This window comes from Marinoscillum luteum (assembly GCF_044005705.1).
GTDB classification, from domain to species: domain Bacteria; phylum Bacteroidota; class Bacteroidia; order Cytophagales; family Cyclobacteriaceae; genus Marinoscillum; species Marinoscillum luteum.
Window position 1 is genome coordinate 106,701 of record NZ_JBIPKE010000020.1, and the last position, 21,475, is coordinate 128,175.

At 45.8% G+C, this 21,475-nt stretch carries 17 protein-coding genes; 12 read left to right on the forward strand and 5 right to left on the reverse strand.

All coding sequences use genetic code 11. The features are described from left to right. The first annotated feature begins 49 nt into the window (after positions 1-49). Both ACHKAR_RS18515 and ACHKAR_RS18520 read left to right on the forward strand, forming a co-directional pair. Positions 50-2,446 (forward strand): TonB-dependent receptor, encoded by a 2,397-nt coding sequence (locus ACHKAR_RS18515; protein ID WP_395418902.1) that lies wholly within the window; start codon positions 50-52, stop codon positions 2,444-2,446. A 14-nt stretch (positions 2,447-2,460) separates the two neighbouring features. Continuing rightward, on the forward strand, positions 2,461-3,504 hold the full coding sequence (locus tag ACHKAR_RS18520; protein ID WP_395418903.1) for a DUF4249 domain-containing protein: 1,044 nt from the start codon (positions 2,461-2,463) through the stop codon (positions 3,502-3,504). Positions 3,505-3,583: 79 nt separating this feature from the next. Here ACHKAR_RS18520 and ACHKAR_RS18525 read toward each other — a convergent pair whose 3' ends face one another. The 4 genes from ACHKAR_RS18525 to ACHKAR_RS18540 are packed head-to-tail and all read right to left on the reverse strand — an operon-like array spanning position 3,584 to position 7,671. Then, on the reverse strand, positions 3,584-4,465 hold the full coding sequence (locus tag ACHKAR_RS18525) for a DUF4340 domain-containing protein (RefSeq protein WP_395418904.1): 882 nt from the start codon (positions 4,463-4,465) through the stop codon (positions 3,584-3,586). A 36-nt stretch (positions 4,466-4,501) separates the two neighbouring features. Then, positions 4,502-6,007 carry a GldG family protein gene (locus ACHKAR_RS18530; protein ID WP_395418905.1) on the reverse strand — a complete coding sequence of 502 codons (1,506 nt, stop codon included), beginning with the start codon at positions 6,005-6,007 and terminating at the stop codon, positions 4,502-4,504. A 12-nt stretch (positions 6,008-6,019) separates the two neighbouring features. Continuing rightward, complete coding sequence (locus ACHKAR_RS18535) at positions 6,020-6,745, reverse strand: ABC transporter permease subunit (RefSeq protein WP_395418906.1); 726 nt, start codon at positions 6,743-6,745, stop codon at positions 6,020-6,022. A 2-nt stretch (positions 6,746-6,747) separates the two neighbouring features. After that, positions 6,748-7,671 (reverse strand): ATP-binding cassette domain-containing protein, encoded by a 924-nt coding sequence (locus ACHKAR_RS18540; RefSeq protein ID WP_159581163.1) that lies wholly within the window; start codon positions 7,669-7,671, stop codon positions 6,748-6,750. Positions 7,672-7,938: 267 nt separating this feature from the next. On the opposite strand from ACHKAR_RS18540, the gene ACHKAR_RS18545 reads away from it, so the two are divergent. The 5 genes from ACHKAR_RS18545 to ACHKAR_RS18565 all read left to right on the forward strand — a co-directional run bounded on the left by ACHKAR_RS18545 (position 7,939) and on the right by ACHKAR_RS18565 (position 12,353). Further along, complete coding sequence (locus tag ACHKAR_RS18545) at positions 7,939-8,565, forward strand: hypothetical protein (RefSeq protein ID WP_395418907.1); 627 nt, start codon at positions 7,939-7,941, stop codon at positions 8,563-8,565. A gap of 193 nt (positions 8,566-8,758) precedes the next feature. Further along, positions 8,759-10,786, forward strand: coding sequence for a TonB-dependent receptor plug domain-containing protein (locus tag ACHKAR_RS18550; RefSeq protein ID WP_395418908.1), 2,028 nt, complete (start codon positions 8,759-8,761; stop codon positions 10,784-10,786). After that, positions 10,783-11,289 (forward strand): hypothetical protein, encoded by a 507-nt coding sequence (locus ACHKAR_RS18555; RefSeq protein ID WP_395418909.1) that lies wholly within the window; start codon positions 10,783-10,785, stop codon positions 11,287-11,289. The genes ACHKAR_RS18550 and ACHKAR_RS18555 overlap by 4 nt, the downstream gene beginning before the upstream one ends. A gap of 49 nt (positions 11,290-11,338) precedes the next feature. Beyond that, complete coding sequence (locus ACHKAR_RS18560) at positions 11,339-11,746, forward strand: hypothetical protein (protein ID WP_395418910.1); 408 nt, start codon at positions 11,339-11,341, stop codon at positions 11,744-11,746. A gap of 103 nt (positions 11,747-11,849) precedes the next feature. Continuing rightward, complete coding sequence (locus tag ACHKAR_RS18565; protein ID WP_395418911.1) at positions 11,850-12,353, forward strand: metallophosphoesterase family protein; 504 nt, start codon at positions 11,850-11,852, stop codon at positions 12,351-12,353. Positions 12,354-12,357: 4 nt separating this feature from the next. On the opposite strand, the gene ACHKAR_RS18570 is transcribed toward ACHKAR_RS18565, so the two are convergent. After that, a complete protein-coding gene (locus tag ACHKAR_RS18570; protein ID WP_395418912.1) occupies positions 12,358-13,986 on the reverse strand; it encodes a M28 family metallopeptidase in 1,629 nt (542 codons plus the stop codon). 169 nt (positions 13,987-14,155) lie between these two features. On the opposite strand from ACHKAR_RS18570, the gene ACHKAR_RS18575 reads away from it, so the two are divergent. The 5 genes from ACHKAR_RS18575 (at position 14,156) to ACHKAR_RS18595 (ending at position 21,380) form a co-directional block, all read left to right on the forward strand. Continuing rightward, positions 14,156-15,046 carry an NHL repeat-containing protein gene (locus ACHKAR_RS18575; protein ID WP_395418913.1) on the forward strand — a complete coding sequence of 297 codons (891 nt, stop codon included), beginning with the start codon at positions 14,156-14,158 and terminating at the stop codon, positions 15,044-15,046. A gap of 714 nt (positions 15,047-15,760) precedes the next feature. Further along, positions 15,761-15,907 (forward strand): hypothetical protein, encoded by a 147-nt coding sequence (locus ACHKAR_RS18580; RefSeq protein ID WP_395418914.1) that lies wholly within the window; start codon positions 15,761-15,763, stop codon positions 15,905-15,907. 74 nt (positions 15,908-15,981) lie between these two features. Next, complete coding sequence (locus tag ACHKAR_RS18585; protein WP_395418915.1) at positions 15,982-16,548, forward strand: hypothetical protein; 567 nt, start codon at positions 15,982-15,984, stop codon at positions 16,546-16,548. A gap of 958 nt (positions 16,549-17,506) precedes the next feature. Beyond that, positions 17,507-18,226 (forward strand): hypothetical protein, encoded by a 720-nt coding sequence (locus ACHKAR_RS18590; protein WP_395418916.1) that lies wholly within the window; start codon positions 17,507-17,509, stop codon positions 18,224-18,226. A 625-nt stretch (positions 18,227-18,851) separates the two neighbouring features. Beyond that, complete coding sequence (locus ACHKAR_RS18595) at positions 18,852-21,380, forward strand: ABC transporter permease (protein ID WP_395418917.1); 2,529 nt, start codon at positions 18,852-18,854, stop codon at positions 21,378-21,380. Positions 21,381-21,475 lie beyond the last annotated feature (95 nt).

Below are 21,475 nucleotides of genomic sequence, written 5' to 3' on the forward strand. Positions count from 1 at the left end.
AAAAAACCCATCCTATGGCTCTTGTTTCGCTGACTTACTAGACTAGAAAATGAAAATAAAATATTTAGCATTGACCTTATTCATCAGTCTGTCCATGACGGCAGTGGGTCAGGATATCATCACCATCAATGGAAAGGAATTCTCCGGCAACAAGGGATATATCTACGGTAAACTCATGGACAAGGAAACCGGTGAGGACATCATAGGTGCGATCGTTTCCATTCCTGCAGAAAAGGAAGCTACCGTCACAGATATTAACGGTGAGTTCAGACTCAGGTCTCCAAAGGGCGAAATCATCCTTGAGGCTACTTCGGTAGGTTTTGAAGTGAGTACCTTCAGAGCCAGGGTCCTGGGCTCTGGTAACTTCCGACTGTACCTTAAGCCAGCCATGACACAGCTGAACGAAGTGGTGATATCCGGCAGTAAGGGAGATGCCAATGTGAAGAGTACAGATATCGGCAAAAACTCGCTCTCTATAGAGTCTATTAAGGAACTTCCCATGGTCATGGGTGAAGTAGATGTGATTAAATCACTCACCCTGCTTCCCGGAGTTAGTACCAATTCTGAGCTTTCCACGGGTTTCAACGTACGTGGAGGTGGATCAGATCAAAATTTGGTCCTTCTTGGTGATGTACCTATTTACAATCCCGCTCACTTATTCGGCTTTTATACCGCATTCAATGCAGATGTGGTGGACGATGTATCTCTCTACAAAGGTGGGGTACCAGCACGATATGGTGGTCGTGCCTCATCAGTACTTCATGTGAAGTATCGGGATGGAGATTACGACAATTGGAAGAGCAACCTATCGATTGGCGTGGTAAGCTCTAAACTGGCCATTGAAGGGCCCATCATCAAACAAAAACTTTCGGTTTTGGGTAGTGTGAGAAGATCTTATCTCAACTACACACTTAAAGCATTTGACGATCCGGATATTCGGGAAAGTTCTGCAGGTTTCTATGATTTCAACGTAATCGCCAACCTCAAACTGAACAACCGAAATAAGCTCACTTATTCCATTTACAAGAGTTCTGATAACTTCAATCTGGCTGGTGACACAGTCTACCAATGGGTCAACTTCTATCAGGCTGCCAACTGGTATCACAGCTTCAGTGATAAATTCAGCTTGAAGGCTACAGGAGCCCTGAGCACCTACTCCAATACCATTGAAAACAGAAGTTTGGTCAACCCTTACAAGCTCAATACTGAGATCAACAATCAGATTCTCAACCTGGACCTGGAGTATATTTTCAATGATCAGGCTTCCCTTAATGCGGGTGTAAATTTCAACCGGACGATGCTTCAGCCCGGGGAATTAAAACCCAACGACCCTGAAACGAGCACAATTAACGCAGAAAAAGTTCAGGAGGAAAAGGCCAATGAAATTGCCTACTACCTGGATGCTTCTTTCGAGATCACACCCAGGCTGTCAGTAACCGGAGGAATTCGGTACAATACCTACAATTATCTTGGAGGGCACACGATCTACTATTACGAACCATATCGTGAAAGAATAGAAGAAACCATCGTGGACTCGCTACACTTCGGTGACAATGAATCCATACAGACCTACTCTGGTTGGGAACCTCGCTTCACGGCACGTTACACCCTCTCCGACATGTCTTCGATCAAGTTGGGCTACAACCGGATGTATCAGTACATTCAGCTGATCTCCAACACCACGACCATTGCTCCAAATGATATCTGGAAACTCAGTGACAACTACCTGAAACCACAGATTTCCGAGCAACTCTCCTTGGGCTACTTCCAGAATTTTAACAAAAACAAATTTGAAACCTCGATAGAGGGCTTCTACAAAGAGATTGACAATGTGGTAGATTATAAGGACGGTGCAGCGCTGTTCCTTAACGATCACATAGAAACAGAGCTCAACTCAGGTCAGGGCAGATCATACGGACTCGAGCTGTACCTTAAAAAGAATTCTGGTGGGAGGCTCAAAGGCTGGATCAGTTATACTTACTCCCGAAGTTTAAGAAAGATCGAAGGACCTTATAAAACTGAAACCATCAACGGCGGTGACTGGTATGCTGCCAACTACGACAGAAAACACAATTTCACGAACGTGCTTATCTATCAACTGCCTAAGAAATGGGAATTCTCATCCACCTTCACTTTTAAGACAGGACAGCCTATCACCTACCCGGCGGGTAAGTTTGAATACGGAAGCAGTGTTCTGTCCTTGTACACTGACAGAAACACAGAAAGAGCTCCATTGTACCACAGACTGGACATCTCCTTCACGAAGAAGTTTTATGTCTTTGAAAACAAGAATGCAGAATTCAACTTCTCCGTTTATAATCTTTATGGAAGAAAAAATCCATTCTCAGTATTTACACAGGATGTCGTAGGAAGTCCTCCTCAGGCCTACCAGCTGGCAGTACTCGGGGTTCCGTTCCCATCGATTTCATTTACCTTTTACCTTTAAGTCTTGAATAGAAGATGAAAAACTTAACATATATATTAACACTAGTCACCATCATCGGATTGAATGCCTGTGTTGATCCCCTGGACGTCAAGACCGACTCTTTTGAGGAAGTCCTGGTGGTAGAGGGAAGAATCACCACAGAGCCAGGGCCTCATCTGATCTACATCACCAAAAGCGCCAAATACGGAAGTATTTTTGAAGGCGTAATCACCCCGGTGGATCGCGCAGATGTAGCCATTAGAGACAATGAAGGAAACACTACCGTTTTGACCTTTCAGGGAAACGGATTGTACGCTACCCCATCTGATTTTCAGGCGGTAATCGGCAAAAGCTATATCCTTAATATTGAAATTGGTGACAAGATCTATAATTCCACACCGGAGACTGTGGAGTCTGTGAATGTACTGGACACGCTCTACACTGTGTACAATGAGTATCCATATCTCAATGAAAATGATATACTCAATTACAAAATTGGAGTGGACGTTTACGCGAATTATGAAAAGCAGGAAAACACATCCAACTTTTACTTATGGGATTATGATGGTACTCACTACATCAAGACCTTTCCTGAACTCTATGAGCGCCCAACACGAAGAGGTCCTGTACCAGCACCCAAAGACTGCTGTGCAGATTGCTATAAATATGAGGAAAATACCAGCATTATCATTTCATCATTCCCTCTGGGAAATAATGAAACCGATGCTAAACTGTTTTTCCTCTCGGATAATGGGTATCGGTTTATAGATAAGTATGTGATGACGCTTAAACGATATTCTTTGTCACTTGGAGCGTATAAGTTCTATGAATTGATACAAAACCAATTGAGTATTGATGGTGACATCTTCGATCCACCGCCGGCCTCTATCACGGGGAATATTATCAACATTAATGATATTGACGAGCTGGTAGTGGGTTATTTCTATGCTTCGGATGTGGCGTTGGATACACTAACCATCGAGAGCTCCATGCTGGACAGGATCGCAGTATTGCCTATATATCCTGATGACTGCAGAGTGCTCCCTAACACCACCACGGTAAAGCCAAGTTTCTACTGATCTCTTCAATGGAGGGGATTAAAAAAGGCCCGGATCAGCAAAGCTGATCCGGGCCTTTTTTTTGTTGAATGATTGTGCGCTACTCTCCCAGAAAATAAGATTTTCCCTTGAAAATCTTGTCGGTCACGGCAGAGTCCTGCCAGTATTCATCTTCCTTGTACGAAGAGCTAAACTGATCATTACCGTAAGCCGTCACCTGAATATCGTTCCCACCATTTAAGCCAATCACCAGGTCGTAAAGCACAGGTGCTCCACTGCGCTCAGCAAAGTTCTTGCTATTAACAAATGTCAAGGACTGCAGATACTTTGCAACGGAAGCTGAATCCGCAGCCATTTCACCAAGCTGCCACTTTCCATCCACTTTATCCAATGTAAAAGCGCTGTCCGGGTAATTGAAAGCAATGCTGGAAACAGAATCTTTCACTAACCTCACCACGTCATCATTGCGGTAGTCAGCAGAACCTGTGCCAACGCTCATCTTCATAAAATCCTTCGCCACATACACATCTGCCTCCTCATTGAGCCTGACGTATGAATAGAACGACCGCTGCCCCTCCACATTGAAGCGACCCAGGATGATATCCAGCACTTTGTCTGATCCTTCATAGGCGATCACCCTGGTACCCGCGTCATCCACCTGAAAATCTTTCCAGGAGTCCTCTGTGCGTGATGCCAGCCTGCTGGGCTTGATCTGCTTCAGGTTGTTCATCAATGCCTTGACAGTGTTTTTGTCAGCTTTCTTAAGCTGGTTAACCTTCCATTCTCCTGACTCTCTGGTAAGCACCGTAGTGTCACCAGGACTCAGAATTTCCAGTTTACTCACTTTGGCAGTATCTATCTCCACCAGGCTGGACCGGAAGGTTTTGCTGCGTCCGGCATTGCCGGTATATTTCACCACCAAAAACACACCTACCAGCACCACCAACACCACCAATAACCTCACTATTTTCTTTCCTTTCATGCTACAATTGTTTTTTCCTTTTCATGAATTCAAGTTCTATTCATAATTGCCCTGCATCCACTTCTGGCGCTTTCGCTGATTCATTTGCTTTCTGATAAAAGCATAGATCAATATCAGCAAAATTGGGGCAAAAACATTACCATACTTAATCATGGCCTTGCTACTGTCCTCTACGCTCTCCAGCGGCCTGGAGGTGATCCCTTTGGTACGAAGATCAATCAGTCCGGTATCATCTGCAATCCAGTCGATCATGTTGGATGCCAGGTTAATATTGTCCTGATTCTGCTGCTGAGGCCTTTGTCCCTCTCCATTCACACAGAAAGTACCATTGGCAACCACACCCACTCTGGCTTTGCCATTATCAAGACCAGCTACCAGTATTTGTGCACCCTGAGGGAAATCCCGCTGTGCCCACTTTTTTTGAATATCGATGTAGGATGGCGGTGTGATCAGACCGGAGTTCTCCGAAGAGTAGACCAATGGTACCTGCGCCCATGAGGTGTCAGAACTGCTAAAAGAAAGAGGACTTATAAAAGGGAACATCACGGACTCCAGTCCACTGGTAATGGCATGGTCAGCAAAATTGTTGACCATGGGAAAAAAAGGAAATTCCACCTGCGAATTGATGGTGAAAAATCCCTGACGCTGCTGCACGTTTACAGAAGCGCACTGTGCATCCACCACAAACTGATCACCCAGCACTAACCCTTTCCGGCCAAGCCACCCTTTCAAGCCTACATCGGTCGTCTTAGAGAGTAAGCCCTGTTGCAAATCTCCCTCCACACAGCTGTGTGCTATGAAAATCCCTCCACCCTGGTTGAGGTAACGATCGAGCTTGGCAAAGTCACCCGTGCTCACAGAGTCTTTGGGATTAATCCAAATCAGCGCCCGATAATACCCCGGCACTGCTGCAGTATCCCTCAGCCGAAATGGCTCTACCTTATAGAGCACTGAGAGCTGATCCATTAATTGTGGGAGGGCCTGTAAGGTAGGCTCACCGTAGCCCTGGATCAGTCCCAGTTTTGGCTTATCCGCTATAGACACTTTCTTGATAGCAGTAGTAATGGCATACTCCATGGCCGCCCCCGGCTGCACAAGGGGAATTACCTCTGTGCGGTCATCCATCTTTAGTACAGCGCCCATGTAGGCACGCATCTGCTGCACCTGATCCCGCTCGGTCACGTTGATCATTACCGGACTCACCCCATTTTGTTGGGCGTCGCGCTCAGCTTCCTCATTTTCATTGGGGTTTACAAATTCGAAAACGATGTTACCCTGCGAACGATTTTCATACTCCACCAACTGATCCTGAAAATCCTGCCTGTTCTTCATGAGCTGAGGCGGCAAGTCTTCAGAAAAATAGGCTTTGACCGTAATCACCCCATTCAGCTCATCGATGACCTCTTTGGTCGCTTCGCTGAAGGTGTATCTATTGTCCTCGGTGAAATCGAGTCTGAAATAAAGCTCATTGGAAATCAGATTGGCCACCAGGATGATCGCCAACACAATACCCAATTGTATAATTATGTTTTTTCGGTTCATCTCTAAATGTGTTTATGATTGCCAGTTTCTTTTAGAAAGCATCACTTGTGAGAGAATCACGCCCGATGCAATAATGGAAAAGAAGTAAATCAGATCCCGACTGTCCACCACTCCCCTGCTCATGGACTCAAAATGTGTACTCATACTCAGGTAACTAAAAAGCGCACCGAAGAAGCCCCTCACGGATCCTCCAATCACATCAAACAGCAACTGAAAGAAAATACCAATGGACATGGCCATCAGAAAGGCTACAATCTGATTTTGAGTGATACTACTTGCAAAAAGTCCAATGCTGATGTAGCTGGCAGAAAGAAGGATGAGTCCCAAATACCCTCCCAGCACGGCTCCATCGTCAATGTTGCCCAGCTGAGAAATGGTGATGTAATAAGGCAGTGTACAAACCAGTGCAATGATCACCAGGATGAAACAGGCCAGGAACTTTCCCCAGACGATCTGGCTATCTGAAACCGCTTTAGTAATCAGTAATTCTATGGTGCCGGCCCTGTTTTCTTCAGCGATCATCCGCATGGTGATGGCCGGAATGAAGAAAAACAAAGACCAAAAAGCGATGCTGTAAAAAACCTGCATACTGGCCTGATTGATTAAAAACACATTGGTGCCCACCAGCCAGGTAAAAGTGCCACTCAGTCCCAGAAAAAGGACGATCATGACATACGCAATCAGCGAATCAAAAAATGACGCAAGTTCTCGTTTTGTTATTATCCAGACTTTGCTCATAGTTATTTCGTTAGTTTTTGGAATACATCTTCCAGTCTGGTCTCCAGACCGCTCATTTCCATGAGATACCACTTATTCTGTACACACAGATCAAAAATCTCCTTCCTGGAAGTCAGGTCAGGCTTGCTTTGCACATTGAACCAGCCCGCCTTGCCATCCAGCGGCATCACCTTCTCCACAGAAGGAAGCCCTCTGACAGCTGTCTCTACTTTGGCAGGATCAGCCTCCACATGAATCTTTAACAACTCCTGCCCCTGAGACTGACTTCTGAGTGTGTCTGAAGTACCATCAGCCACGATCCTACCCCTGTTGATGATGAGAATGCGATCACAGGTGGCCTCCACTTCGGAGAGAATGTGGCTGCTCAGAATCACTGTTTTCTCCTTGCCCAGGTCTTTGATCAGCTTCCTGATTTCCACGATCTGGTTAGGATCAAGACCAGTAGTAGGCTCATCCAGAATAAGCACCTCAGGATCATGGATCATCGCTTGCGCCAGACCCACTCGCTGACGGTATCCCTTAGACAGCTCATTGATGTTTTTATGCTTCTCCCGATCCAGGCCACATCGCTCTATCATCTCTCCGATGCGTCCGGCAATAGCACCCTTCGGCACCCCTTGAATTTCCGCTGTGAAACGCAGATAGTCGATGATAGGCATATCCAGGTACAAGGGATTATTCTCTGGCAGATAGCCAATCTTCCGCTTGATCGTTTCTGGATTGGTGTGGATGGAGTCATCATCCAGCCGCACATCTCCGGAAGACGGTGCCATAAAGCAAGTGATGATCTTCATAGTGGTACTTTTTCCGGCTCCATTGGGACCCAAAAAACCCACTACCTCGCCCGTTTTGATCTCAAACGATATGTCATTCACTGCTTTCTGCTCACCATATTTCTTGGTAAGGTTCTCTACTATTATTGACATAGGTTCATTGAATTAATCATAGAATTATCTAACTAATAATCACTAAGAACTTTAATAATATCGCCCGCAAGTATAACATTCCTACCTGTTTATGTCAAGCCGAAAAACCTGTTAAAAAGTGTTAATAAATGAATGAATCGCCACTTTACCGATGCGGATTGGTCACAAAACCACCACTCGTTTTTAACATCAGTGACCTTTTCACCAACTCCCATTAATAGGAAATCTCAAAGCAATCCGTTATTTTGTATAACCTTGATCTACGCGATGAGAACTTCTGCATGCTTAAAGGCTCTTCCCTTCCTTCTCTTTCTTGGGGGCTGTGTGATGCACAACAGGATGACCTCCCCTGTCGCCTTACCAAAAGAGCAGCAATCCTGGACCTACGGACTGGTAGTTGACCCCATTTTGGCCAGTGACGATGGAGAAGTATTTGGCTTTCAGCCCATCATCAGTTATCGGGCAGGCCTCGGCAAAGGAAACGAACTGGGTGTGACCCTCTACGGGGTGTACCTGCCTGGAGCCGTCATAGATCTGAAGCATCAGTTTTATCAAAATGGCAACTTCACTTTTTCAGGTGATGCGGCACTTTATGGTGGAGCCTTACGACCTTTCGGGCTGCAATATGACTTGCTCTTTGGGAGCCAAAAGTTTTATGGAATGGCGGGAGTCAATGTGGACTTCACCTCCTTCACCAACTACCCGGCGGCTAAAGTCATCGGGATCGGCTCGGAGGTGCCCGGCAAACGGGGGTTGGGGTTTCAAATCACCTACGCCAATCGATTGGTACCGGATGCCGATGATCGGTATAACTGGTTGATGATCGGACTTAAAATGGATTTTAGAAACAGCAAGAAGAAGTTCAGAGACCCCGCAAAGCAGATAAAAGAATAGCTTACACTCAGCACTGATCATTAAATTTTCCCTCAAACAAAATCACCGCTACAATTGGACTAAAAATAGGCGAATGTTATACTTGCGGAAGTACAGAAAAGTCGACCAAGATTTTCGGTACCCCAGGTTACGATAGCAAACAAGCTAACATTGACACGCCGCATCAATTGTAGTTAGCAGTTACATTTCCCTGATGAGAGGAGTCATTTCCTTCCTGCTACTTATTGGTATGTGTTTCGCTCAGGCGCAAGAGCCCGATTCCACTCAAACTATTCTACTTGAGGACCTCACCATCACGGCCTATCAGGAGATTCCTGAGCGCGAAACCTCCATTCACATCACATCGATAGGTCTGGACACCCTGACGAGCTATAGTCATCACAACCTGACGGAACTGATGTCCAGAACACCGGGCGTGAGCATGCTCACCACGGGAATGGGCATCTCCAAACCAGTCATCCGCGGCCTCTATGGCAACAGAACCCTAGTACTGCTATCAGGACTAAAGTTCGACAACCAGCAATGGCAGGAAGAGCATGGGCTTGGGCTGACTGACTTTGGGCTCTCCAGAGTAGAGCTAATCAAAGGTCCGATGAGTGTGCTCTATGGGTCAGAAGCCATGGGTGGAGTCATTAACCTGATTGAAGAAAAAAAACCTGCGCTCCACCAGTCTCAATCAGAAATAGGCCTCCGGCTCAACTCCAACACACTAGGCGGCATGGTACAGGCAGGTTACAAAGTGAACAATGGCTCGAGCTGGTGGCGACTCAGAATTGGCAGCCAAAATCACGCGGACTACACCGATGGCCATCAAGATCGGGTATTAAACAGTCGGTTCGATGGATACTATCTGAAGGGCACCTACGGCTTCCAGAGAAACCGCTGGACCTCTACTAACAACTTCATGAGCTCCTACAACAGATTCGGCTTCATCTTCAACGATGCCTATAGCTTCATAGAAACAGATAAGCGCTGGAGTCGAGATCTCGGGAACAACCCGGCTCATATGGTGCTGCTCAATATATTCTCTTCCGAAAATAAGCTCCAGCTGAAAAACAATAACAGGTTGAGCATCAACGTGGGCGTGCAGTCCAACGAACGGATGGAAAACGAAGGCAGTGGTAAAATCAGTCTAAATATGCATTTATTGACTTTTCAGTATTTATTGAAACTGGAGAAACAAGTCTCTACTCGTAGCAGACTCATCATCTCACACCTGGGATCATTTGAAGACAATACCAATTTCGGTGCACGCAAGATTGTACCCGATGCCTACCTACAGGAAGCCAACCTCTCTGCGTTTATTGAAACGGTATTGAGGCCGGGACTCATCCTTGAAAATGGAGCTGGGCTGGGAGAAAAATGGATCAAAACGTATTTTACCCCAAACGTGAACGGCCCTGAGCAGGAAGTCCGCCCCTTTTCGAAATTTGCACCGTATTACAACCTATTCAGCGGAATCACTTACTTTCCATCTGCCCGATTCAACATAAAACTGAATGTAGCCACAGGAGTGCGGATTCCCAACCTGGCCGAACTCTCTTCTAACGGGCTCCATGAGGGTGTTTTCACGTATGAGATCGGTGACCCGGCGTTAGAAAATGAACAAAACCTGGCTCTTAATCTTGTGGCCAACTACCATAGAGAATGGGTCAGCCTTTCCATCAGTCCATTCTACAACCACTTCTTCAATTATGTCTACTTGGCTCCCACTAACGAAGAGTGGTATGGATTTCCGGTGTACAGGTATCGTCAGCAGGATGCCATACAGTATGGTACCGAATCCACCATAAGGCTCACACCTTCTGACCCACTCCAGCTGAGCCTGACCTATGAGGGCATGATGAGCAAAACTTCCAACGGACATTACACACCTTATACCCCTGCGAAGAAACTCACACCCGGCATTCGGTATAGTGCCTCTATATGGGAGGAACTGCCTGTTCAATTCTATGCAGAGGCCTCGCACTGTTTTGCACAAAACCAGGCAGCGCCGGAGGAGCTTTCTACACCAGCCTACTGGCTGGTAAATGCAGGCGTCTCCACTTCTTTTCAACGAAACGGTCATCGCTATCAGATAAGCCTATCCGGGAAAAACCTGATGAATGAAGCCTATTATGATCACCTCTCCCGATTCAAATATTTCGGGTTACTCAACAGCGGTCGGAATATATCCTTCATCGTGAAAATAACCTTCGAACGTCAAAACGATCGCCTTTGAAAACACGAATCCTTTGTCTACTGATCATCAGCCTTTGGATGTTCCAGAGTATTGCGCCATACATAGCACTGCAGTGGCACAGGATCACGCAATGGGAAAAAATCAGCAGAATCAGCAACCATCAGGAATCACTGGAAGTGGTCACACTCTATTTTGAACATGGAACTAATATTCACTGGGAAAAGCCGGGTCGGGAATTTGTGCTGGATGGTCACATGTATGATGTGATGAGCATGTCCACAGAAGATGGACGTATCAAAGTCAAATGTAAACGCGACCATAAAGAGGACAGACTGAGAAAAGCCCAGGGTCGGTCAGCAGACCACCAGGCGTTGCTCATCAAAACCCTGAGAAAGCTTCACCAGTTTTTCCAAACCCCGCCTTTTCTCACGTTTCATCACGTGGTGATCCGGCCATTCTCACCCTACATATCCACCCCTTTACCGATTCTTTACGGGGAAGTAGACGCTCCGCCCCCGGATTCACACTTGTTACGGTCATGATGAACCGATAGTTTACTTTATTGAATCAAATATATTAATTCAAATCAACATGAAAAACAAATGGATAATGGCCACTTTGACGGCTATAGTGACCTTTTTGTGCGCTTGCGAAAAGGATGAGGGAATACTTCCCGAAATTAGTTTCAAGACCGCTACCAACTATGTGAGTACCGATGCCACCCTGCCTGCGGGCACGGATGTAGTCATAGGCATCACCGCCTCCAAAACGGAGGATAAGGATGTTCTCAAGAAGTTTAATATTTCCAAATCTGTGGATGGCGGCACCGCCTCCACAGTGTACACTCAGGACTTGTCTGGCAGTGATGGTGATAATTTTGAGTATGATTATAGCGCGAAAGTAGAAGGTTTGAGTGGTCAGACCAGCACTTTCACCTTCACGGTCACCAACCGTGACGGACTCGTTAATCAGGTGGCGCTCACGCTCACTGTGGAGTAACAAATCCTATTTATTACAAAAGCCGGTAAAAGGTTTGCTCATTGGCAAGCTTTTACCGGCTTTGTCTTTTCCTATCTAACTTGCAGTTCAATCTTTTATCAACATGCGTATAGGCATCATTTCAGATACCCACAGCTACCTGGACCCGTCCGTCTTTAAGTATTTCAGCCAATGCGATGAGATCTGGCATGCCGGAGATATCGGCACACTGGATGTCCTCCAGCAGCTGGAAGCCTTCAAGCCCACCATGGCCGTATTCGGCAATATAGATGGGCACGATGTGCGAGCTGCCAGCCCCGAAGACCAGGTGTTTGTGCGTGAGGGAAAGAAAATCCTCATGACGCACATTGCCGGGAGTCTGCCTCGCTACAATCCCCGGGTGCGTGACCTAATCAAGACCCATCAGCCCGATGTGCTGGTATGTGGACATTCGCACCTATTGAAAGTGCAGCCGGATAAGGCCAACAACCTGCTTTTTATCAATCCCGGAGCCGCCGGAAAGCATGGCTTTCACAAAATAAAAACCCTCCTGCGTCTGGAGATACAGGAGGGTAAAATTCAAAATCTGGAAGTGGTAGAGCTAGGCCCCAGAGGCCAGATCTCTTGATCCACTAATTTCCTTCACGGATGGCTTTAAACTCGGAACCTTCTTTCCACTGGGGCCACTGATCCGAATTGGCCAACTGCCAACCCAGCTCATAAAACAAGCTGGCATCTTGCAGCATACCTGCAAAGCGCCACTCGGATGCATCAAACTCGTCTGCAGGTCGGTGATATCGGTTGGTAAGGTATTCATTGGACATCTCCTCTAGATACTCCACGCCTTTGGTCATGTGCTCGTAGGTACCACTGGCAAACATGGCCGGGATACCCACTTTGGCAAACTGAAAATGATCTGACCTAAAGAAATACCCCTTGCCCGGCTCCTGGTCAGGCATGATGTACCTCCCCTGTTGGGTAGCGATGGCTCCCGCCAGGTCATCAAGCTCGGACTGTCCATAGCCCACTACCGTAAAATCCTTCATGGGGCCATAATAGGTCAGCCCATCCATGTTGATATTAGCCACCGTCTGCGCTGGTGGGTAGATCGGATTCTCTGCATAATATTTAGAACCTAAAAGTCCTTGCTCCTCGGCAGTTACTGCCAAAAACAACACGCTACGCTTAGGCTTCTCGGGATTGGAGGCATATGCTTTGGCGATGGCCAAAAGCGCAGCAGTACCAGAGGCATTGTCGTGTGCACCATTATAGATGCTGTCTCCATCAATAGGCTGGCCTACGCCCAGGTGATCCCAGTGAGCCGTGTAGAGCACATACTCTTCGGGCTTCTCTGTTCCCCTCACCATGGCAATTACGTTCTTGGATGAGGCTCTTTTGATTTCATTTTTGATGGTAACACTGGCTGTCATATCCAGCGCTGTAGGTGTAAAATCTGCACTGCGCGATTTCTCCACGTAGTTTTTCATGTCCTTACCTGAGGCTTCAAAGATCTTGATGGCCGCCTCGCGGGTGACCCATCCTTGTACCAAAGGCTTGTACTGACCAGCAGTCTGATCCAGGTACAAGCTCGCGCCCGACCAGGAGTTTCTCACCACCAACCAGGGGTATCCTGCAGGTGCCGTATCGTGGATGATGAATATCCCTGCTGCACCCTGTCGGGCAGCTTCTTCATATTTGTAAGTCCAACGACCATAGTAGGTCATGGTCTGTCCTTTGAAAAAAGTGCTGTCGCCACTCCCAAATCCGGGATCGTTTACCAGCACAATCACTGTTTTTCCTTTCACATCCAGTCCCTCATAGTCGTTCCAGCCATACTCAGGTGCCACCACACCAAAGCCGGCAAACACCAACTCAGAGTTCTCCAGGGCACTGACCTCCTCCACTCGTTCTGTATAAGCCACAAACTCATCACTTACATTGAGTGATACGCTACCATTAGCACCGCTAATCTCAAGTGTAGGTGAAGGGCTTGCATTGAGCTCTACCATAGGCACTTCCTGAAAGAAGCTATCACCATTGCCAGGCTCCAGTCCGTAACTTTTAAATTCATTTTCCAAATAGGCCAGGGTTTTGGTCTCCCCTTCCGTGAAAGGTTTTCTTCCCAGAAAATCATCGGAAGCGAGGATCCGCACATGGTTGGCCATAGCCACCGTATCCACAAGAACCTTTTCTGTGGTCTGTTGAGAACCTTCACAGGCCATCAACCCTCCCAAAACCAATAAACCATAGTACTTCTTCATAGTGCTTTTCATTTTTGCTTCCGGAATTTGCTCATTTTTTTCAAGAGACTAAAATTCTCTTCCATGAACCCCTGAATTTTACTTTGAATGGTTAAAATCAGTAAATTGAAACCAAACATTGCAAATACACCGCTTGTTCATCCACAAAACCTACAAAACACCTATGATCATGAAACAAACTATCTACCTGGCACTGGCGCTCCTCGTGGTGGCCTGCAGTCAGCCAAAATCAAATGAGGGCGAAACGGCCTCCTCAGAAATAGCCGAACCTACTTTGGGGCTGGAAAAGCTCTGGGCTACCGATACGCTACTCACCACCTCCGAGTCAGTCATCTATGACGAAACCAACGACGTACTCTATGTCTCTTGCATCAACGGCGCGCCGCCAGATGCCCGGGATGAAGATGGATTTATTGCCAAAGTGTCTCCAACAGATGGCTCCATCATAGAACTGCAGTGGGTCACCGGCATGGATGCACCCAAAGGACTGGGGCTCATCGGCAGTACCCTGTATGTGACGGATATAGATGATATCGTGGCCATAGACGTGACTACCGGAGAAATCACGCAGAAGATAAACGTACCCGATGCGGTATTCCTCAATGACATCACCACAGACGATGAAGGCAACTTGTACTTCACCGACTCTGGTGCCAACAGGATCCACAAACTGTCAGCCGACGGGGAGCTTTCCCTGTGGATAGAAGATGCGGAGATTGGCGGACCCAATGGCCTGCTGGATGATGGTGACCAGATGATGATGGTGGCCTTCGGCAAGGGCATCTTCAATACCATAGACTATGCCTCCGGCACCATCACACAAATAGCAGACTCACTACAGGGTGGCGACGGGATAGAGAAAACAGGCGAAGACTACCTGGTCTCCAGCTGGCATGGCCGGGTGTTTTATATAACTGCAGCGGGTGAAACCACCAAGCTGTTGGACACTAGTGAAGACGGATCCAACGCAGCAGATATAGAGTTTATCGCCAAGTCCAATACCCTGCTGGTGCCTACCTTCTTTGGCAACCAGGTGGTGGCCTATAAGCTGACGAAGTAAACTCTCAGCAAAAGACCTTGATTCAGCCCGCTTCCCTCCCGCCATAGATCGCGGGAGGGAAGCGGGCTTTTTTTGTGCCCGGTCAGTCAACTACCGTACTCTGTGAATGCTGAATTTTGGTGCTTGCTTTGGATGGATTATTCCGTTATTTTGGAGGGGTGAAAGAAATGGATATTCTGAAGTTTCTCACCCTAATAATAATTTAACTATTCAAAATGAAAACAATTGTTACAATCAATTTTCAGCAGGGAGATGGGATTTCCAGACCAGATGACGCAAGACCACTTCTTGATTCGCTAACCCCTGTCAATAGTTTAGCGGATGTCCCATCAATAGGTGACTATCTTGAATTTCATTCTCAACTAGGAGATGAGGGAGTTTTTAAGTGATTTCAAGGTTTCTTCGGTACAAAACCACTCCGAATCAAACTTCCATTTTTGCGAATATAGTTAATGAGAAGCAGACAGGTGACATTTATGGCATACTCATCAAAGAGTGATTTCGACTTAGTAAATAACATAAAGGAACAAGGTTCGCACGATGTTTTATGACACCTTGCATGTACCCGTCGGGATTTACCAGCCCCTCTCAATAACCTAAGATGCGCACACTCATCATGTTGATTAGTATGTACATCCAAAAAAAAATGAATTATTCAAACACTATTTTTACCAGCGCTTTGTTTGTAGATTAGATATAAATTATTTTGTAGGCATGAGCGACAAGAAAAAAATAGTACAAGTCAAAAATCCAAAAACTGGGAAGTACGTCAAAATTGATCGTGAGAAGGGAAGAATAGTTGCTCATAAAAAATCTGAAGGGCCATTCAAAGGAGTTGCCGTTGCTCGTAAGAGAAATTAATGATCTATTACAACCCGACTGACAATGATGTTCTGACTCAGTGGATTAGATATAATCCGAGAAGTGCTTTCATTATGACTCAGTTAGGAGGAACAAGATCAAATGAACTCACAACCATTCTCGATCAAATAAATGAAGCCCTGACATCCAGATCTATTAACTCATTGGATGCCAACTCTCACATTACCGGAAGAGACTTTCATACCAAAATTTGGAAACTGGCATTATCGGTTCCTTTAGGAATAGCTGTGGTTTCTGAAACAATGGAACAGACTACTATAGCCAATATATATTATGAAATAGGTCTTATGAATGCACTTGGTAAAGAGACTCTCGTCATCAAAACAAGAGGATTCAGAGTACCTTCCGATTTTGTTCGAACTGAATACATCAGCTATGGGACTGACTTCATAGTAAAGTTTGAAAATTTCCTAGATCAAACCTTCGATCAAGCAGAGTATTATGGAATAATGGCAGAGAATCTTAATGCAAAACCTCTGTTATCCATAGACTATTTTAGGAGAGCATACTTAATAACTGGAGACAATGATTATCGAGACAGAGCAATTGAACTTCTAGAAAATCATGAATTTGATGAGCATAACCTTCTGATGATCCGAAGCTACTTTAATATAATTTAAACTACTCATCCGCCTTTGTTGGCTTCTCCCCCATCGAAACAAGTATGAGTGACCAACAAACAAGCTATCAGCCCTCATAATACATTAAAGCACAACCAGATAAGCTTCCCGCATGCACGGGAATGACGTGCAGTTACGTTCATTGCCCGATGACCCTATGACAATCGGGGACGTAGAACAATCCTCCGCTAGTCCCTAATGTATTGTTCACATACCCTTTTCCATCCTTCAACACGGTGGTTTAACCACCTACCGAAGATAACAATCGGCACGCAGGCTGGCAATGCTTTGTCAGCCTGAGCTCCCTCGAAGGGTAAGACAATGCTCCCAAGAGACATCATTGCTCACCAATCCCTTCCCTCACGTGCAAATGATAATCGGTGAAGTCATTTGCGAGGCCCGATAACTATCGGTGAATCAAGCCGACGTAAAGCTGAAAGGTTTTCATGTTCACTTCTATAAATTCAGTGGGCTCTCGATAAGAAATCAATTGGCAAATCAGATGGGAAGCTTACTCTTCAACTCAAGAGGATTGCTTCGGCCTCCCTATGGTCGCTTCTCGCAATGACGTACTACAACGTACCGTCATTGCGAGTCCCGATAATTATAGGAACGAAGCAATCCTCCGATAGTCCTTTTATGCCCACAACGTTATTCCATCCCTCAACACAGTGGTTTGTAACCACCTACCATAGATGACAATCGGCACGCAGGTTGGCAATGCTTTGTCACCCTGAGCTCCGTCGAAGGGTAAGACAAAGCTCCCAAGAGACATCATTGCTCACCGATCCCTTCCCTCACGTGCAAATGATAATCGGTGAAGTCATTGCGAGTCCGGATAACTATCGGGTGAATTAAGTCTCTTGGTAAAAAAACCTACAGAGACAGGATAAAACCGAAACTTTAGAGATATTTGAAACCTAGTGGGGGGCCGTATCTGGTATTAAAAACTTAAAGAGTGAAAATAGTCTTTTATTTATTCCTTCTGACAAATTCAATTATTGCATTCTCTCAGAGGAACAGTATAATCTTTCAATCAAAGGGTGCAGAGAGTGTTGTTACGTGGCTAGAGCTAAACCCTTTCCCTTTTTCGCAAAAGCCATTCGTCAGGATTGATAGCGAGATTGGGAAAATAATCCCTTTAGATGAAATTGACTTCATTAAGGGATACGACCAAAATGGCAATTTCATAATGCTTAGAGTATTTCAACAAAATCAGGGCATTCAATTCACTCAATGGAAGCATATTGAAAATAAAACCGGGAATTTAAATTTATACCAAGATCAACTGCTTTTTGGTTTGTCCAATGAGTTTCCTCAGGAAATGGTAAGAGAATATTACTCCTATGACACTCATGATTTCAAAAATTTGAATTTCAAGAATGTTAAAAATGATTTGAAAACAAGCGGGATTACCAATAGTGAAATTAGGCAGACTAAAGCCCTTATTGCCATTCAACGTATATCTCAATTTATCGGAATCTCAATATTAGCAAACCAAATAATTGACAATACTCCAAACATTGGCGCGGAATTCATGAAAAACACAAATTCTGGCAAGTTTTACTTAAGTGCTTGTTTGATTGTAATGCCAATTTCCCTTGATGGAATAAAAAAGCGGTTATTAAGAGAATCTTTACTGGATGCCTATGCTCATCAAAGGGGAGACGGCCGATAAGCAATTACATAATTTGCATGACATCCCGTCCATTCCGCGACTCGCCAGTTTCCAATGCTTTGTCACCCTGAGCTCCGTCGAAGGGTAAGACAAAGCTCCCAGAGAAATCATTGCTCACCAATCCCTTCCCTCACGTGCAAATGATAATCGGTGAAGTCATTGCGAGGCCCGATGACTATCGGGTGAAGCAATCCGACGTAAAGCTCTGAAAGGTTTACGTGTTTACTTCTATAATTCAGCAGACTCTCGATAAGAAATCAATTGGCAAATCAGATGGGAAGCTCCAACTGAAGGAAGATTGCTTCGGCACTCCCTATGGTCGCTTCTCGCAATGACGTAATACAACGTACCGTCATTGCGAGGCCCGATGACTATCGGGACGAAGCAATCCTCCGCTAGTCCTTTTATGCCCACATACGCTATTCCATCCGTCGAAGGGTAAGACAAAGCTCCCGTGAAACGTCAATACTCCAATCCCTCAAGTGGCCGTTTTTAAAGTCGGACTGGTCATTTTCGGACAATAAACAGTATATTGATTGCATAAAAAGCACTCAATAACCGCTTAGAGAGGTTTCGCTGCCTTGGCACCATTATTGAAAAACAGCCATGAATTATTGAAACACCTATGATTTACAACATGCTGAAGGTGAGCTGGCGAATGGCCACAAGAAAAACCAGTTTCACCTTACTCAACATAATTGGTCTGTCCGTAGGAATGATGGTTTGCCTGCTGGTCGGGTTGTATGTGCACTACGAGTATGCCTTCGATGCCTTCCATGAAAAATCGGATCGAATTTATCGCATCAATCAATCCATGATTTGGGGGGATTGGGCTTCCCAAATGCCCACAACAGGCCCCAATGTAGCGCTGGCGCTAAAAGCCGATGTACCGGAGATAGAGGCCATTACCAGGATCTTGCACCCCGAAGGATTTGTGGTAACATCACTGGATGAAGCCAGTCAACCAAACAGTTTCCTGGAAGACGACCTGCTGATCGCTGATGCTGATTTTTTTAAGATCTTTTCATTCCCTATGGTTGAGGGTGACAAATCCTCTGCCCTTTCCAAACCCAACCAAATCGTCATCACTGAGAAAGCGGCAATCAAATATTTTGGGAAAGAATCAGCCTTAGGCAAAACCCTTCAACTGCGCGGCACAATTTTGGAAGGCCGGCAAGAAGAGGATAACACACCGCTGAATTTCACGATCAGTGGCATTATTGAAGACATTCCCGATCAGTCACATATCCAGTTTGATATGGTGGCTTCTGCCGCCAGTTTTATTGACATCACACAAAACGAATCACTATGGACGTGGACGGCTTTTGCAAACTATGCCCTGCTCAAAAAAGGCGTTGATGCAGCACAGCTGGAATCCGCACTCAAAACCATCCCTCCCAAATGGGCAGCCAGCACCTTGCAAAGAATCTTCGGGCTCACATTTGACGAATTGCATGCGGACAATAAATCATGGGATCTTTTCATGCAGCCCATCGGCGATGTGTACTTAGGGTCCAACACGATGGGAAACATTCTGGGGCCGCTGGGTCAGCGGAGCACCATTGCCTCATTTACGGCCATAGGGCTATTAATTTTGATACTATCGAGTATCAATTTTATGAACCTCTCCACTGCTCAATCTTCCAACCGTGCCCGTGAGGTGGGCATTCGCAAGGCCCTTGGAGCTCAACGAAAGGCACTCATTGCACAGTTTCTATTTGAAGCCTTCTTCCTTGTCGTCATCAGTACACTGGTAGGTATTGCCCTCACAGGCGTACTCCTGGACAGTTTCAACCACTTCTCCGGTAAATCGATCAACCTTTTCGAGCAGCTATCACAACCGATCGTTTTGATCACCATCATCGTTTTTTGTGGTTTTCTTGGACTCCTGGCCGGGAGCTACCCTGCCCTTTATCTTTCTTCTTTTCAACCCGCCAATGGCATGAAGGGTATCTTGAGCATGGGAATTAGCGGAAAAGGCATCCGCAATGCATTGATTGTATTCCAATTCACCATTTCCATCGGCCTGATCATTGGATCGGTGTTTATCGCCAGGCAATTGAATTATATGACACAGTTCGATCTAGGGTACGATAAAGAGCACGTACTTCAACTGCATAATGTTGAACAATTCAGCGCAGATAGCCAGGTACTAAAAAACACATTGATGAGCCAGACCGGCATCCAACTGGTGGGAGAAGCCCATCAGTCACCCCCAAACGTCATGCGTGGAAACCTCATAAGTGCGAGGCTTATGGACAAGGATCAAATGGAGGTAAGCCGAATGAAAGTGGATGCACCTTATCTTGATTTACTGGATGTAGCGCTCATCACAGGGCGCAACTTTAATGAAACGATGGTTACCGACCTTCATCATTCAGTGATTTTGAATGCGGAAGCGGTACAAATGCTAGGCTGGGGAACTCCAGAAGACTATTCAAAAGAGTCTCCCGTGGGGAAGTACATTTATAGCAATGGCCAGAAAATGGAAGTGATAGGCGTGACCGCAGATTTCTATTACAAAAGTCCTAAACATCAGGTTGAACCCCTGGTCATCTATCACATTGACAACAAATACCTTCCCGATAGTGGCACAAGCCCATCGGTGCTTTCTCTGCGAATCGATCCCAATGCAATCCATTCGACCAATGAGATGAGTGCACTTGTTGCCTCCATACGAGATGAGGTTAAGAATATGGATCCATATTTCCCTTTTGAATACAGCTTTCTGGATCAGGAGTTTGAAAACAGCTTTAGAAACGAACAACGAGTAAAAAGAATCATGAATGCCTTCACCCTTATGGCTTTGATCATCGCTTGTATCGGACTCTATGGTTTAGCGATATTCTCCGCAGAGAAAAGAACAAAAGAATTAGGTATCAGAAAACTGCTGGGTGCAAGTGTCCTGCAAATCGTCACACTGTTTTCCAGAGACTTCACCAAATTGATAGTGATTGGTTTTTTGATTGCCAGCCCGATTGCCTGGTATTTCGTGGATACCTGGTTGTCCAAATTCCCCTACCGAACATCCATCAATCTTTGGGTCTTCGCTCTGGCCGGTGCGGCAGGACTACTCATCTCCTGGATTACCATTGGGCTTCAATCGGTCAAAGTGGCTACAAAAAACCCAGTGGAGGCCTTGAGAGATGAATAAGGTACACTGTTGGGAACAAAGCCTCTAATGGTCACCCTCTAATGGCATTCGAAATTTTGGCCTGGAAAGCCACAGCCCAGCTCTTTACCCAATAC

What these genes read in the sequence shown, in the direction of transcription:
- ACHKAR_RS18585 (WP_395418915.1), top strand. Translation starts at nt 15,982, where the DNA reads ATGACTCAGTTAGGAGGAACAAGATCAAATGAACTCACAACCATTCTC.
- ACHKAR_RS18530 (WP_395418905.1), bottom strand. Translation starts at nt 6,007, where the DNA reads ATGAACCGAAAAAACATAATTATACAATTGGGTATTGTGTTGGCGATC.
- ACHKAR_RS18520 (WP_395418903.1), top strand. Translation starts at nt 2,461, where the DNA reads ATGAAAAACTTAACATATATATTAACACTAGTCACCATCATCGGATTG.
- ACHKAR_RS18570 (WP_395418912.1), bottom strand. Translation starts at nt 13,986, where the DNA reads ATGAAGAAGTACTATGGTTTATTGGTTTTGGGAGGGTTGATGGCCTGT.
- ACHKAR_RS18575 (WP_395418913.1), top strand. Translation starts at nt 14,156, where the DNA reads ATGAAACAAACTATCTACCTGGCACTGGCGCTCCTCGTGGTGGCCTGC.
- ACHKAR_RS18595 (WP_395418917.1), top strand. Translation starts at nt 18,852, where the DNA reads ATGATTTACAACATGCTGAAGGTGAGCTGGCGAATGGCCACAAGAAAA.
- ACHKAR_RS18535 (WP_395418906.1), bottom strand. Translation starts at nt 6,745, where the DNA reads ATGAGCAAAGTCTGGATAATAACAAAACGAGAACTTGCGTCATTTTTT.
- ACHKAR_RS18525 (WP_395418904.1), bottom strand. Translation starts at nt 4,465, where the DNA reads ATGAAAGGAAAGAAAATAGTGAGGTTATTGGTGGTGTTGGTGGTGCTG.
- ACHKAR_RS18580 (WP_395418914.1), top strand. Translation starts at nt 15,761, where the DNA reads ATGAGCGACAAGAAAAAAATAGTACAAGTCAAAAATCCAAAAACTGGG.
- ACHKAR_RS18540 (WP_159581163.1), bottom strand. Translation starts at nt 7,671, where the DNA reads ATGTCAATAATAGTAGAGAACCTTACCAAGAAATATGGTGAGCAGAAA.
- ACHKAR_RS18565 (WP_395418911.1), top strand. Translation starts at nt 11,850, where the DNA reads ATGCGTATAGGCATCATTTCAGATACCCACAGCTACCTGGACCCGTCC.
- ACHKAR_RS18560 (WP_395418910.1), top strand. Translation starts at nt 11,339, where the DNA reads ATGAAAAACAAATGGATAATGGCCACTTTGACGGCTATAGTGACCTTT.
- ACHKAR_RS18550 (WP_395418908.1), top strand. Translation starts at nt 8,759, where the DNA reads ATGAGAGGAGTCATTTCCTTCCTGCTACTTATTGGTATGTGTTTCGCT.
- ACHKAR_RS18515 (WP_395418902.1), top strand. Translation starts at nt 50, where the DNA reads ATGAAAATAAAATATTTAGCATTGACCTTATTCATCAGTCTGTCCATG.
- ACHKAR_RS18545 (WP_395418907.1), top strand. Translation starts at nt 7,939, where the DNA reads ATGAGAACTTCTGCATGCTTAAAGGCTCTTCCCTTCCTTCTCTTTCTT.